Below are 14152 nucleotides of genomic sequence, written 5' to 3'. Positions count from 1 at the left end.
CGCGGACGGGCATCCCGATGAGCCGCCTGCGTGAGCTCGGGACCGGGGTCTCCCGGACGTTTCCGGGGAGCGATCTCGCCCTGTGGGCGGCAGGCGCGACGTACTTCGGCGCTATCGGGCTGGTTCCACTCGCGCTGGTGTCACTGTGGGCGGTCGGCAACATCGTCGGTCACCAGGCCGTCACCGACGGGATGGAGGCCGGCATCGCGGGACTGCCCAGCGGGCACGGCACCCCGGAGGCGCTGCGCACCCTGACGTCGGTCGCGCTGTCGATGTCGCTGTGGCAGGCGCTCGTCGTCCTGTTTCCGGCCAGCCTGTACGGCGAGGGGCTGCGGCGGGCCTTCGTCCAGATGTCGGCGGCCAAGGACACCCTGACCGGCTGGCGCGGCCGTGCCGGCCTGTTGGGCGTGGCGGCCGTGGCCCCGTTCCTGGTGCTGGCCGTCCTCGCCTCCGCGCCCTACGTCGGCCCGCTGTACGCCGGTGAGGGGTGGACCTTGGTATGGGGTGTGGTCGTCGGGTTCCACGTGGTCTGGCTCGCCGTGTCGACCGCGCTGCTCGGGGTGTTCGCGCTGATCGGGCCGGGCCGGCTGGGCTGGCGGGCACTGCTGGTCGGCGCGTTCGGTTCCGGGGCGATCCTGGCCGGGTTCCTGCAGGGGTTCGTGCTGTTCCTGGCCATCCCCGTGTCCTGGTCGGCGCCCTTCGGCGGGTTGCCGATCATCGGTGCGGTCTCGGCGCTCGCACTGTGGCTTTTCCTGATCCACATTCTGGTGCTCTGCGGTTTCCGAGTGACCGTGGTACTCGACGAAATCTTCAGAGCCGACCGTTGAGGATCAACTTCCAGTAGATCTGCGGCAGGCCGTAGCGGTCGAACGCCCACGCCGTGCGGCGGGGCTTCAGCGGGTCGAGAGGTGAGGGGAGTGCCGAGGCCAGCGCACCGGACCGGTCGAACTCACCGAGGATGAGGCGGTGTGCGTCGGTGGTGATCGGCGCGACCGTGTAGCCGTCGTACGCCGTCGTGTGACCGCCGGTCCGGACCGCCAGGAGGTTGTCGACCAGGATCGCGATCTGCCGCCGCAGCGCACCTCCGGAGGGATCGGTGTCCACGGTGGCGCCGTCGCCCGCCGCCCACACGTGAGGATGTGCGCGGTGCTGGAAGGTGCCGGGGTCGACGTCGGCGAGACCGAACGAACCGTCCGCCGCGAGACCCGACGACGTGACCCATTCCGGTCCGCGGAACGGCGGCACCAGGTGGAGCATGTCGTAGGACAATCGCCGCACGGTGCCGTCGCCGCGGTCGGTGACGGTGATGCTGCGTTCGTCGGGGAAGAGGCCGGTGACACCGGTCTGGTACAGGACCTGAACGCCCAACTCGCCGAGGAGGTTTCGAAGCCGGGCATCGAGGTCGGGCGCGTCCGACAGCCGGTCCCGGTCGACGACGAGGGTGATCGCCACGCCGGTCGATCTCCCCGTCCGCTTCCAATGCTCCGCCGCCAGGAACAGCGGCTTGATCGTGGTGCCCGTACAACTCACCGGTGCGCGGGGGACGGTGAAGATCGCCCGACCGTCGACGGGCATCCGCTGCAACACCTTCCACGTCTTGTCGGCGGCATCCAGGTAGTTGCTCGCGACGGCGGGGTCGTCGAGTGCCCGGGCGATGCCAGGTAGCGCCTCGGTGTCGGGTACCAGCCCCGTCGCGACGATGAGGTCTCGATACCGGTACTCGCGCCCCGAGGCGCAGCGTACGACGCGGGCGACCGCGTCCACGTCGACGGCGGTGTCCATGAGCCAGGTGCAGCCCTTGGGGGTCACCGATCGCTGCGTGCGTTCCGCGCTGGCCATGGTGGCCTGGCCGCCGCCGACGTAGGACAGCAGGGGCCGATAGGTGTGGATGGTCTGCGGCTCGATCACCGCGACGTTGTGGATGCCCTTGCGGAGGAGCCGTGCTGCGGCGCTGATGCCGGCGTTGCCCCCGCCGATGACGAGGACGTCGAAGGACGCGTCGACGGCGCTTGAGTCCATGGCGATGAGTTCGTCCTTCGGTTATCGGGTGAGTTCGGCGATGATCGCGTCCCACTCCGCGTGGAAGCGATCCACCCCGAAGTGGGCGACGGCGTAGTCGCGGGCCGCCTTGCCTGCGGCGGCCGCGGCCCGGCGGTCGGCGACGAAGGTCTCCGTCGCGGCGGCCAACGTCCGGGTGTCGGCGCTGACGACACCGGCCTCGGGCGGAATCATGGTGGATGCGATCGTCGAGGCGAAGGCGACCACGGGCAGCCCGGCGTACATGGCCTCCATCAGGCCGGCGTCCAGTGACGTCCACCGCGCGGTGTGCACGTACGCGCGCCGCCGGGCGAGCTGGCGCAGGATCTGCGGGCGAGACGCGGGTCCACGCCCGCGGATGCGCGCGACCGTCCGGAACTTGGCGTTGAGCACGTCGCTGTCGACCCCCCACACGTCGATGGGAGCGCGCCTGCCGACCTCGGCCAGTAGATCGGTGCCCGTCTCGCGGAGCCGGCGCATCGGCTCGTCGATCATGGTCGCCGCCGCGGGAACGTCGCCGGTGAACAGTCGGCCGGGGTCGACCACGGCGGGCATGACGACGCACGACGGCGCGAGACCGTTGTCCCACATCACCCTGTTGAAGTCGGTCGCGTGCACGATCGGGATGTCGCTGCGTCCGCCCATGGGGTGCAGGCTGTTCACGGCGAACGGCCGCGGCGGGCGGTGCTCCATGTAGACGGCGGGGACGTCGACTCCGGGCCGACGGCCCAGCCATCGGGCGGTGAGCTCCAGCTCGTTCTGGTTCTGCAGGACGACCAGATCGACGTCCTCGTCGCTCAGGTCGGCCATGTCGACCTCGTCCACGCCCGGTGGGGAGTCCTCGGCGTTCGCGGTCGACCGGTCGCCGGGAGTGAGGTAGCGGTGCCTACCGCCGGCGAACGCTTCGGCCCACGCGCGGTGCGTGTTCCAGAAGAGGATGGTTCGGCTCTCCGTTGCTGGCCCCACCCCGAACACATGCCCACGGGGCCTGCGGCCAAACCTCCGCAATTCGTCGACGTTTCGATGATTGAACGTTCTCGTTACGGGGCATGTTCGCGGCTACCGAACTTTCAGATGTGATGGAGCACCGTTGTGACCTCGATCTTCACCGATGACCTTATCGATCAGCCGCGTCCGATCCTCGTGCCGACCGGTGTCTATCCACCGCAGGAGGATTCGGCGCTGCTGATCGATGCGCTCCGGGACACCGGGCGTGCACCGGGGAGTCGGGTGGCCGACCTCTGTTCGGGCAGTGGTGTCGTCGCATTGGCCGCCGCAACGCAGGGCGCGGCGTCGGTCGCCGCGTTCGAGATGAGTGCGCGTGCCGTCAGCTGTGCGCGGGCGAACGCGTCGGCCGCCGGCCACAACGTCCGGGTGCATCGCGGATCGTGGTCTCGGGCAATCGAATTCGAACCGTTCGACGTCGTGACGTGCAACCCGCCCTACGTGCCCTTCGACGAGGGTGCCGACGACGGGCCGATTCCCGCCGCCGCGGGCCCCGACACTGCGTGGAATGCCGGGCGCAGCGGTCGGCGCATCCTGGATCCGTTGTGCGAGCAGGCGTCCGAGATGCTGGCCGACGGCGGCACGATCCTCATCGTGCACTCCGAGTTCGCCGACATCGAGCAGACCGTCACCGGGCTGCAGGACTCCGGGTTGCGTGCCCGAGTCGTCGCCGAGCAATGGATTCCGTTCGGACCGGTGATGACCGCACGGGCGAAGTGGTTGGAGCGCACCGGACGGCTCGAAGCGGGAAGGCGCCAGGAGCGCCTGGCCGTCGTCCGCGCCGACCGCCCCTGAGCGGGTCGGGGCTACTGCGTCAGCGGGATCCGTAGCGACGACCGACCGGCCTGCCAACTGGCGACCATGTGGTCGGCCAGCCGGTCCTCGACGACGTCGCGGGCCCGGATGCCGAAGATCACGTCCGCCTCGAGGCTGGGCTCTCGGGCGACGAGGTCACCGACGACGTCGCGGCGCACCACCTGCTCGTGGACGGCGTCGGCCTCCACGTGTTCGCGGTAGAAGATCGCGCACGTCTCCGGCGCACCCATGCGTTCCAGCGCCGCGACGATGCGCGCCGAACCTGGCGGAGAGGTGATCTCGGTCGAGGCGAAGTGTCCGACCGCTGCGCCGCGAAGGTCGCGGTGCAGCCCGAACAGCGACATGAGGTTCACCACGCTCAGGGCATCCGCGGGCACGTGGTCTAGGTAGCCCAGATAGGTGGCGTCCAGCTCGGCGGCCTCCAGGAGGCCGGCGAACAGTTGCTGATGCATCCGCCGCCCCCGGCCTGCGCCGTACTCGTCGTTCTGCACGGCCACGAACGCGGACTTCGCCGTCCCCGTCAGCCGGGGGATCGCGAAGGCGTGCGGGTCAGCTTCCTTGAGGTGGTAGAGCGACCGGTGCACGAAGTACTCGCGCATCTGTTCCCAGGTGCCCTCGTCACGCAGGTGGTACGACAGCCCGGTGCCGTCGACCGGCTCGATCGAGAGGGCGGCCATGGCGTCGATGACCGTCTCGTCGGGGTCGGCGTCACCGACGTCGCGGCGCACCGCCTCGAGGAACACCCGTTCCAAACGCGCCCGCAGTTCGAGCAGGCTCGGATTCCACTCCCACGAACCACTGACTCCGTCGAAACCGCGATAGTGCAGTTCGTAGCAGGTGTAGAGCGCGAGATGCAGGTCCAGGCCATAGGGATCGGCCCCGTCCACGTCGACCGCGTCGTCGGAAGACGTCCACGCGTCACCGAGCACGTCCACGACGCGCGCCGAGATGGGCCCGGCGGGCGTCGGCAGCAGCGAAAGGGTCGCGGGCAGGATCAGGGGTGTTGCTTCGATCGTCACGTCCGGGCACTTACCCGGCCCGGGCACTCGGCAACCATGCTCGAGCCGACCCGGTTCACCGGGTGAGCAACGACACGGCGGCGTGGGTGAGCCGGCGCCGGGGCCAGCCCCGCAGACCGTCACTGGCCAACGCCGCGCGGGCCGCGTTACGGCCGCACACCCCGTGCACGCCGCCGCCGGGATGTACGCCTGCGCTGCCCAGGAATAGACCCCCGATGGGTGTCTCGGTGCGTCCGAGTCCGGGAGTGGGCCGGAAGATCAGCTGCTGGTTCAACTGTGAGGTGCCGCCGTTGACCGCACCGAAGTGCAGGTTGGCGTCAGCGGCCTCCAGGTCCGACGGACGCTGCACGTGCTTGCCAACGACGAGGTCGGAGAAACCGGGGGCATGCGCCTCCAGCACCCGGTCGACGGCGGCGGCGAGCGTGTCCGATGACGCGTCGTCGGCGACCCCCCGCGGCAAATGCGTGTACGCCCACGCACTCTCGGTGCCCTCCGGTGACCGGCTGGCATCGGCGGTGGTCATCTGCCCGAACAACAGGAACGGGGACTGGGGCACCGTTCTGGTGTTGAGGTCAGCCATCCAGCGGATCAGCCCGTCGTGGTCGGCGCCCAGGTGCACGGTGCCTGCGCCGGCGAGGCTGGCCGATCGCCACGGGATCCGAGCGTTCAGCGCGTAGTTCACCTTGAGAACCGGTGTGTCCCACACGAAGTGATCGAGGTCGCGCAACAGGACGGCGGGCAGCGCGTCGGCCGGCAACAGGTGTCGGTACAGCTGCGGCGCCGAGGTGTCGGCCACGACCGCACGCCGCACCTGGACGTAGGTGCCGTCCGCGGTGCGCACGCCCACGGCCCGGCCACCCTTGACCTCGATGGCCTCCACCGGCCGGTTGCATTCGATGCGTGCCCCGGCGGCCGTTGCCCGGTCGACCAGTGCGGCCGTCAACCGGCCCGCGCCGCCGACCGGGACCGGGAAGCCGCCGTCCTGGGCCATCATGATGAGCAGGTACCCCATGACGCCGCTGCCCGGCGCGTCGATCGGCACGTCGGCATGCATGGCGTTGCCGAGCAGGAGCAGTCGCGCGGCGTCACCCTCGAATAGCCGCTGAGCCATCACCCCCGCAGGCGACAGCAGCAGCTGCACCAGGCGCAGTGCCTCACCCGTGCCGAGGGTCCGCAGCAGCGACGCCGCTCCGCGCAGGGGCGGGAACGGGTCGAAGAGCGAATTCAGCAGCGGCTCCTTGATCTGCAGCCACTGCTCGAAGAGGCGCCGCCAACGTTCACCGTCGCCGGGATGCTGGCGGTCCAGTTCGGCGGCGGTGTGGTCGACGTCGCGATGGATGACGGGGGCGTCCTCGTCGGCGGCCGAGCGTGGGTGCCCGACGACGGTCGGCGCGTGCGTCCAGCTCAGCCCGTGGTCTTCGAGGTGCAGATCGCGCAACGCGGGCGACACCGCCGACAGCGGGTAGAACGCGCTGTAGAGATCGCTGGTGTAGCCCGGCGTCAGGGCTGCGCTCTTCACGGCGCCACCGGCCTCGGCCTGCGCCTCGCAAACCAGGACGTCCCAGCCGGCGTCCGCGAGCAGCGCCGCCGCGACCAGGCCGTTGTGTCCCGCGCCGATGACCACCGCGTCGACGGTCTCCCGGCTGCTAATGGTCGCGGTCCGGGCCTGTGCGGCGTTCGGCCAACGCGGCGAGGCGGCGGGTGCACTCGCGGTTCCTGGGCCACGCGGACGCCAGGGCCGCGCGTTCGGGCAGCCACTTCAGCGGGCCGCCGACGGGAACTTCCGACATCTCGATGCGGCAGCCGGTGTCGGTGTCCGTCAGCCGCAGGGTGATCCGGGCGGCGCCGACCGGCCGGCCCTTGGCGATCAGGACCAGTTCGGATGGCGGGAGGCAGGTCTCCACCACCGTCTCGTCGTCGAGGAGCAGCGGCCAGATCCCGACGGAATGGTGGATGGTGCTGCCCGGCGCGGGCCAGTCGGCGTCGACGGCGCGCATCCGGCTGTTGCCGACCACCCACTGCGCGTAGGTCCAACCGTCGGCGACTTGCTCCCAAACCTGTTCGCGGGTCGCCGTCGTATCCCTCTTCACGATCAAGTGACTGGTGCTCTCGGGTGTCGATGCCATGTCCGGTAGGTCCTTTCGATCGAACCGGCGGCGGTGCGCCGCTAGGAGACGTCGGTCACAGCGCGAGTCGCGCGCTCCCGTCATCGCAGGTCAGTACCCCGCGACCGGGTGGCTCAACCCTGACGGGCCGGAGGCTTGCCCCACGTTTGGAATGCCTCCGCGGCGAGCATCCCAACAGGGAGCCGATGGGTTCACCCAAGTGTGTCCAGACCCGGCGCCTCGGCGCTATTGCAGGGGAGCCGGCAACCACTGCCGGCCGTTGACAGAGGAGAACAGGTGACCGAACACGACAAGGCTGACCAGGCCCGCAAGGGACTGATTGACTCGGTGAAGGGCAAGGCGAAGGAGATCGCCGGCGCCATGACGGGGAACGACTCGCTCACCGCCGAAGGCCAGCTGGAGCAGACGCAGGCCCAGCAGCGCAAGGAGGCCAACAGCGTGGAGGCCGTCGCCGATGCCGAGGCGCAGGAGGCGCGCAAGGAATCGGCTGAGGCACGCCTGGAAGGTGCCCAGGAGCGGGCTGCCGTGAATGCGGCCTCGGCCGCGGTCGAGGGGTCCGTCGCAGCGGAGCAGGCCGCTCAGAAGGCTGCCGCCGAGCAGTCGGCGCAGCAGGTCGCCGCCCAACAGAGGACGCAGGCGGAGCACCAGGCCCAGCAGGAACTGCAGAAGGCCGCCGCGCAGGAGCGCGTCGACGTGCGGGCTGCAGCGAACGAGGCCGCCGACGCCGTCGACGAGCACCAGGACGCCGTGCAGGACGCAGCCGAGGCGCGGGAGGCAGCCGACCGAGCCCGCGAGCGCGCGGGCCAGCTGTCCAACCAAGCCGATCTGCCCTAACCCCCAACACCCAGGAGATAGCCATGAGTATCGCCACCATCCCCCGTTCGATCTTGCGCTTCCAGTACCAATTCGTCCGAATTCCGTTGCAGGTGATCGAGGATCGCTTCGTAGCTCGGATGGACAGTGAGTCACCCGCCCGGCTCGTGTACGAGCGCTCACTCGGCGTCCTGGACGCCACCGTCGGCAACGCCCTCGGCGACCCGAGGCTCAAGCGGCGCGGTGCCTCGCTCGCCAAGCGGAGCGACGAGCTCGCCAACGCGGCGCGCCTCGATGCCGCCGCAGCTCAGCGGGAGAAGCAGGCCGACGCCGACCTCGCCGAATCACGCGAAGAAGTGGCCGGGGATCTGAAGCAGGCGCGCAAGGACAAGGAGCAGGCAGCCGAGGCGGCCCGCACCTCGGCTCAGGAGCGCAAGCAGAACGCGACCGCGACCGCGCAGAAGCGCGCGGCGTCCGCCAAGCAGCAGGCCGACGACCTGGCGGCGAAGCGCAGGGAGACGGTTGAGGCTGCCAAGCGCCGCGACCAGGAACGCATCGAGAAGGCCGAGAAGAAGGCCACCACCGCGGCCAGTGACAAGCTCGGCGACGCCCGCGCCAAGCGTGACGAGGCCGAGGCCACCCGCGCACAGGCCGATCGGGTCGAGGAGCTTGCCGACGTCGAGAAGGAAAAGCGCCAGGCTGAGCGGGCCGCCAAGTCCTGATCTCGACGGCGGTCGTGACGACCGCGCACTGAGTCACCGGAGACCCCCGGGTGACGTCGGTTCCTGCATGGGAACAGACGTCACCTCGGGGGTCTCCTGCCGTTGCAGGCCATACCAGAGGATTTCTCTTGACTGATTCAAGAAAACGTATTAGAACTTGTGAAGTGTCAACCCCCGCAGAGTTCGAGCAGCTGTTGCGGAACGCGGCCCTGCGGGTGACCAGGCCACGGGTGGCCGTGCTCGGCGCGGTATACGGGAACCCGCACTCCGACACCGAGTCGATCATCCGCGCGACCCGGGTCGAAGTACCCGAGGTCTCGCACCAGACGGTGTACGACGCCCTCAATGCGCTCAGCGCCGCAGGTCTGGTTCGGCGCATCCAACCCGCGGGATCGGTCGCGCGCTACGAATCCCGCGTCGGCGACAACCACCATCACGTGGTCTGTCGGTCGTGCGGCAGCATCGCCGACGTCGACTGCGCCGTCGGGGACACGCCCTGCCTCGTCGCCTCCGACGACGACGGTCTCCTCGAAGGGTTCACCGTCGACGAGGCAGAGGTCATCTACTGGGGCCTCTGTCCGGACTGTTCCACCTTGGGAGTTTCCCGATCACAGCCGTGATCACCCAGCCACGTCAACCCCACGAAAGGGATAACAGTGTCGTCAGATACCTCCGATGCACGGCCTCCGCACTCCGACACCAAGACCGCTAGCCACAGCGAGTCCGAGAACCCGGCGATCGAGTCGCCGAAGCCCAAAGCCCATGCGCCACGTCGCAATCAGGACTGGTGGCCCGAGCAGGTCGACGTGTCGGTCCTGCACCGGCAGTCTGAGAAGGGCAACCCGCTCGGTCCCGACTTCGACTACGCCGAGGAGTTCAACAAGCTCGACGTGGAGGCCTTGAAGGCAGACGTCCTCTCGGTCATCAACACCTCGCAGGATTGGTGGCCCGCCGATTACGGCAGCTATGCCGGTCTCTTCATCCGGATGAGCTGGCACGCCGCCGGCACCTACCGCATCTTCGACGGCCGTGGTGGCGGCGGTCAGGGCAGCCAGCGCTTCGCCCCGTTGAACAGCTGGCCGGACAACGCGAACCTGGACAAGGCGCGACGGCTGCTGTGGCCCGTCAAGCAGAAGCACGGCAGCAAGATCTCCTGGGCCGACCTGCTGGTCTTCGCCGGCAACGTCGCGCTGGAGTCGGCGGACTTCGAGACCTTTGGCTTCGGTTTCGGCCGCGAGGACATCTGGGAGCCCGAGGAGATCCTCTTCGGTCAGGAGGACACCTGGCTGGGCACCGATCAGCGCTACTCGGGTGAGCGTGACCTGGCGGAGCCGTACGGCGCCACCACCATGGGCCTGATCTACGTGAACCCGGAGGGTCCGGAGGGCAAGCCGGATCCGCTGGCCGCGGCCCACGACATCCGCGACACCTTCGGTCGGATGGCGATGAACGACGAGGAGACCGCCGCACTGATCGTCGGCGGCCATACGCTCGGCAAGACGCATGGCGCCAGTGCCGACGAGGTCGGACCCGAGCCCGAGGGCGCGCCGATCGAGCAGCAGGGCCTGGGCTGGAAGTGCCCCTTCGGTTCCGGCAATGCCGGCGACACGATCACCAGCGGGCTCGAGGTGGTGTGGACACCCACGCCGACCAAGTGGAGCAACGCCTACCTCGAACTGCTCTACGGCAACGAGTGGGAGCTGACCAAGAGTCCTGGCGGCGCATGGCAATTCGAAGCCAAGGACGCCGAGGCGATCATCCCGGACCCCTTCGGTGGCCCGCCGCGCAAGCCCACGATGCTCGTCACCGACGTCTCGATGCGGGTCGATCCGATCTACGAGAGGATCACGCGGCGCTGGCTCGATCATCCCGAGGAGATGAACGCGGCGTTCGCCAAGGCCTGGTACAAGCTCCTGCACCGTGACATGGGGCCCGTCACCCGCTACCTCGGCCCCTGGGTGGCCGAGCCGCAGCTGTGGCAGGACCCGGTGCCCGCCGTCGACCACGCGTTGGTCGACGAGCAGGACATCGCCTCGCTCAAGGCCACGGTGCTCGACTCCGGGCTATCCGTCCCGCAACTGGTGAAGGCGGCGTGGTCGGCGGCCTCGAACTTCCGCGGCACCGACAAGCGTGGCGGCGCCAACGGCGCCCGCCTTCGCCTTGAGCCGCAACGCAACTGGGAGGTCAACGAGCCCTCCGAGCTGGTCACGGTACTGCCCGCGCTCGAGCGCATCCAGCAGGACTTCAACGGCTCGGCCACCGGCGGCAAGAAGGTGTCACTGGCCGATGTGATCGTGCTGGCCGGATCCGCGGCGGTGGAGAAGGCCGCCAAGGATGCGGGCTACGAGATCGACGTCCACTTCGCGCCGGGTCGCACCGACGCGTCGCAGGAGGAGACCGACGTGGAGTCGTTCGCGGTGCTCGAACCGCGGGCCGACGGGTTCCGCAATTACGTCCGCCCGGGCGAGAAGGCCGCCCTGGAGCAGTTGTTGGTGGAGAAGGCGTACATGCTGGATCTCACCGCACCGGAGATGACGGTGCTCATCGGCGGTCTGCGGGCGCTCGGCGCCAACCACGGTGGCAGCAAGCACGGCGTGTTCACCACTCAGGCGGGCGTGCTGAGCAACGACTTCTTCGTCAACCTGCTCGACATGGGGACGCAGTGGAAGCCGTCGCAGGCGATGGAGAACGTGTTCGAGGGTCGGGACGCCTCCGGTGAGGTGAAGTGGACGGCCACCGCCAACGACCTGGTGTTCGGCTCGAACTCGGTGCTGCGGGCCATGGCCGAGGTCTACGCCCAGGATGACAACAAGGGCAAGTTCGTCGAGGACTTCGTCGCCGCCTGGGTGAAGGTCATGAACGCCGATCGGTTCGACCTGCACTGATCGACCCAACGACGCCAGGCCGGACCTCTCGGGGTCCGGCCTGGTGCCGTTTCACGGCACGATGGAACCCATGACGACCCCGCCGACCGTCGCGTCCACGATCGCCGCACTCACCCTCGAGGAGAAGGCGTCCCTGCTCAGCGGTTCGGACTTCTGGCACACCACCCCGGTGGAGCGACTCGGCGTGCGGAAGCTGATGCTGACCGACGGTCCGCATGGCCTGCGCAAGCAGTCCCGTGGCGGGGACCACCTCGCCCTGGGAGACAGCGTGCCCGCGACGTGCTTCCCGCCCGCCGTCGGATTGGGCTGCTCCTGGGACGTCGAACTCGTCCGACGAATCGGAGCGGCGATCGGAGCCGAGGCCGCCGCGGAGGACGTTGCGGTGGTGCTCGGTCCCGGGATCAACATCAAGCGATCGCCGTTGTGCGGTCGCAACTTCGAGTACTTCTCGGAGGATCCCGTGGTCGCCGGAGCGCTCGGCGCCGCGATGGTGCAGGGGTTGCAGTCCCGGGGCGTGGGCGCCTCGCTCAAGCACTTCGCGGCCAACAACCAGGAGTATGACCGGATGCGGGTCAGCGCCGACGTCGACCCCCGCCCGCTGCGGGAGATCTATCTGCGGGCCTTCCAACGCGTCGTCACCGATGCACGGCCGTGGACGGTGATGTGCTCGTACAACCGCATCAACGGCGTGCCCGCGTCGCAGGACCCATGGTTGTTGACGACGGTGTTGCGCGAGGAGTGGGGGTTCGACGGTCTCGTCGTCTCCGACTGGGGTGCGGTCGACGACCGCGTCGCGGCGCTGGCGGCAGGTCTCGACCTGCAGATGCCAGGGGCGAACGGCGTCACCGATGCCCAGGTGGTGGCGGCGGTCACCGACGGCACGCTGGACCCGCAGCGCGTGGACGAGGCAGCCGGCCGGGTACTGCGACTCGTCCGCGCCGCGGCGGACCGGGGGTCGGTCGGCGGATCCGTCGACGTCGACGCCCAGCACGCCCTGGCTCGGGAGGCGGCCGGGCGATCCATCGTGCTGCTGAAGAACGAGGGTGACGTCCTTCCCCTGTCGAGGGACGCGAACGTCGCGGTCCTAGGCGCGTTCGCGGCCGAGCCGCGCTACCAGGGCGCTGGTTCTTCGATGATCAATCCGACCCGCCTCGACTCCGCGCTCGACGAAATGCGTTCCCTGGCAACGGGAACCGTCAGCTATGCACCGGGGTTCGGGCTCGCGGCGCAGATGACGCCTGCCGAGTCGGCCCAATTGCGGGACGAGGCCGTCGGCGTGGCCGCCGATGCGGACGTGGTCGTCGTGTTCCTCGGGCTACCCGCCCGCTTGGAATCGGAGGGTTACGACCGCGACGACATCGACCTGCCCGCAGCGCAGCTGGAGCTGCTGGACGCCGTGCTCGACGTCAACCCCAACGCAGTCGTCGTGCTGTCCAACGGAGGCGTGGTGGCGGTACCGTTCAACGCGAGAGTGCCTGCGCTGGTGGAAGGGTGGCTCCTGGGCCAAGCCGGCGGCGGCGCGATCGCCGACGTCGTGTTCGGGGCCGTCAACCCGTCGGGCAAGCTCACCGAGACGGTTCCGCTGCGCCTCGCGGATACCCCGGCCTACCTCGACTTCCCCGGCGAGTCATCCCACGTGCGCTACGGCGAGGGCCTGTTCGTGGGCTACCGCTGGTACGACGCCCGTGACATCGAGGTCGCCTACCCGTTCGGCCACGGCCTGTCCTACACCACGTTCGAGTATGGCGAGGCCACGGCCGTGGTGAACTCCGCGGGTGACGTCGACGTTCACGTGTCGATCGGCAACGTCGGTCCGGTGGCGGGCCGCGAGATCGTTCAGGTGTACACCTCGTTGCCCGGCGGCCGGATGCAGCGACCGCCTCGTGAGCTCAAGGCCTTCGCTTCGGTCGCCCTCGATGCCGGCGAGGTCCGCGAGGTCGTCGTGACGATCAGCCGAAGTGACCTGGCGTACTGGGACATTCGCACTGACTCCTGGATCGTCGAAGGTGGGGCGTACGCGGTCGAGGTGGCCGCGTCGAGCCGCGACGTCCGGTCCACGACACGGGTCGACGTCGACGGCGATGCGGTGGTCGTGCCGTTGTCGCGGGACTCGTCGATCGCCGAGGTGATGGCCCATCCGGTGGCGGGCCCGATCCTGCAGGCCGCGGTCGCCGCGATGATGGGCGAGGCGGACGGCGCAGACAGTGTCATGCCCGAGGGCGTCGAGACGAGCAGGATGCTGGAGTCGATTCCGATCGGCCGGGTCGACATGTTCGCCTCCGCCGGTGGGATGGACGTCGATCCCACCATGATCGACGCGCTCATCGAGGCCGCCAACGCGTCCCCCGACGCCCACCCCTAGGGCAGCCGCGCCTACGGTTTGAGAAGTCCGTCCGCGGGCAACACGCAACCACCGCGGCGTAGCAGGACCCCTCCTGCTGCAGACTGGACGCGGTTTCGATGGAGGAGATGGTTATGGCGATCAACGACGACGACATCACTACCACGGGCGCCGGTGGCGAGGGTCCGGCCGACGGTGGTTCCAACCCCGAGGGCCATGACGGCGGTGCCGACGGTTCCGCCGGTGGCGAGGGTCCGGCCGACGGTGGTTCCAACCCCGAGGGCCATGACGGCGGCGCAGACGGTTCCGCCGGTGGCGAGGGTCCGGCCGACGGTGGTTCCAACCCCGAGGGTCACGACGGCGGTGCGGACGGCACCGCCTGATCGAC

At 69.3% G+C, this 14152-nt stretch carries 13 protein-coding genes; 8 read left to right on the top strand and 5 right to left on the bottom strand.

Features of this window, described 5'->3' with window-relative positions; all coding sequences use genetic code 11:
* Positions 1-17: 17 nt before the first annotated feature.
* Positions 18-827 carry a YihY/virulence factor BrkB family protein gene (locus QUE68_RS28090; protein WP_286274809.1) on the top strand — a complete coding sequence of 270 codons (810 nt, stop codon included), beginning with the start codon at positions 18-20 and terminating at the stop codon, positions 825-827.
* On the opposite strand, the gene QUE68_RS28085 is transcribed toward QUE68_RS28090, so the two are convergent.
* A complete protein-coding gene (locus QUE68_RS28085) occupies positions 811-2019 on the bottom strand; it encodes an NAD(P)/FAD-dependent oxidoreductase (protein WP_286274808.1) in 1209 nt (402 codons plus the stop codon). The two genes, QUE68_RS28090 and QUE68_RS28085, sit on opposite strands and share 17 nt — an antisense overlap.
* Positions 2020-2040: 21 nt before the next feature.
* Positions 2041-3003: a glycosyltransferase gene (locus tag QUE68_RS28080; RefSeq protein WP_286274807.1), complete on the bottom strand. Its 963-nt coding sequence runs from the start codon at positions 3001-3003 to the stop codon at positions 2041-2043.
* Positions 3004-3138: 135 nt separating this feature from the next.
* Between QUE68_RS28080 and QUE68_RS28075 the strand changes: the two genes are divergently transcribed.
* A complete protein-coding gene (locus QUE68_RS28075) occupies positions 3139-3837 on the top strand; it encodes a HemK2/MTQ2 family protein methyltransferase (protein WP_286275960.1) in 699 nt (232 codons plus the stop codon).
* A gap of 11 nt (positions 3838-3848) precedes the next feature.
* Here QUE68_RS28075 and QUE68_RS28070 read toward each other — a convergent pair whose 3' ends face one another.
* The 3 genes from QUE68_RS28070 to QUE68_RS28060 are packed head-to-tail and all read right to left on the bottom strand — an operon-like array spanning position 3849 to position 7003.
* Positions 3849-4877 carry an iron-containing redox enzyme family protein gene (locus tag QUE68_RS28070; RefSeq protein WP_286274806.1) on the bottom strand — a complete coding sequence of 343 codons (1029 nt, stop codon included), beginning with the start codon at positions 4875-4877 and terminating at the stop codon, positions 3849-3851.
* Between the two features lie 55 nt (positions 4878-4932).
* Positions 4933-6528: a phytoene desaturase family protein gene (locus QUE68_RS28065; protein WP_455013544.1), complete on the bottom strand. Its 1596-nt coding sequence runs from the start codon at positions 6526-6528 to the stop codon at positions 4933-4935.
* Positions 6524-7003 carry an SRPBCC family protein gene (locus QUE68_RS28060; RefSeq protein ID WP_286274804.1) on the bottom strand — a complete coding sequence of 160 codons (480 nt, stop codon included), beginning with the start codon at positions 7001-7003 and terminating at the stop codon, positions 6524-6526. Before QUE68_RS28060 ends, QUE68_RS28065 begins: the two co-directional genes overlap by 5 nt.
* A gap of 276 nt (positions 7004-7279) precedes the next feature.
* On the opposite strand from QUE68_RS28060, the gene QUE68_RS28055 reads away from it, so the two are divergent.
* The 6 genes from QUE68_RS28055 (at position 7280) to QUE68_RS28030 (ending at position 14147) form a co-directional block, all read left to right on the top strand.
* A complete protein-coding gene (locus QUE68_RS28055; RefSeq protein WP_286274803.1) occupies positions 7280-7837 on the top strand; it encodes a CsbD family protein in 558 nt (185 codons plus the stop codon).
* A 23-nt stretch (positions 7838-7860) separates the two neighbouring features.
* On the top strand, positions 7861-8538 hold the full coding sequence (locus QUE68_RS28050) for an IF2 family translation initiation factor (RefSeq protein WP_286274802.1): 678 nt from the start codon (positions 7861-7863) through the stop codon (positions 8536-8538).
* A 164-nt stretch (positions 8539-8702) separates the two neighbouring features.
* Complete coding sequence (locus QUE68_RS28045) at positions 8703-9158, top strand: Fur family transcriptional regulator (protein WP_286274801.1); 456 nt, start codon at positions 8703-8705, stop codon at positions 9156-9158.
* A gap of 36 nt (positions 9159-9194) precedes the next feature.
* Complete coding sequence (gene katG / locus QUE68_RS28040) at positions 9195-11423, top strand: catalase/peroxidase HPI (protein WP_286274800.1); 2229 nt, start codon at positions 9195-9197, stop codon at positions 11421-11423.
* Positions 11424-11493: 70 nt separating this feature from the next.
* Positions 11494-13785, top strand: coding sequence for a glycoside hydrolase family 3 C-terminal domain-containing protein (locus tag QUE68_RS28035; RefSeq protein WP_284230152.1), 2292 nt, complete (start codon positions 11494-11496; stop codon positions 13783-13785).
* Between the two features lie 113 nt (positions 13786-13898).
* The gene (locus tag QUE68_RS28030; RefSeq protein ID WP_284230150.1) at positions 13899-14147 is read left to right on the top strand and encodes a BatC protein; all 249 of its coding nucleotides are present in this window, start codon (positions 13899-13901) and stop codon (positions 14145-14147) included.
* Positions 14148-14152 lie beyond the last annotated feature (5 nt).

Source organism: Mycolicibacterium sp. TUM20985, assembly GCF_030295745.1.
In the GTDB taxonomy this organism is placed as follows: domain Bacteria; phylum Actinomycetota; class Actinomycetes; order Mycobacteriales; family Mycobacteriaceae; genus Mycobacterium.
The sequence above is the reverse complement of the archived record's forward strand: the minus strand, read 5'-3'. Positions and strand labels throughout refer to the sequence as shown.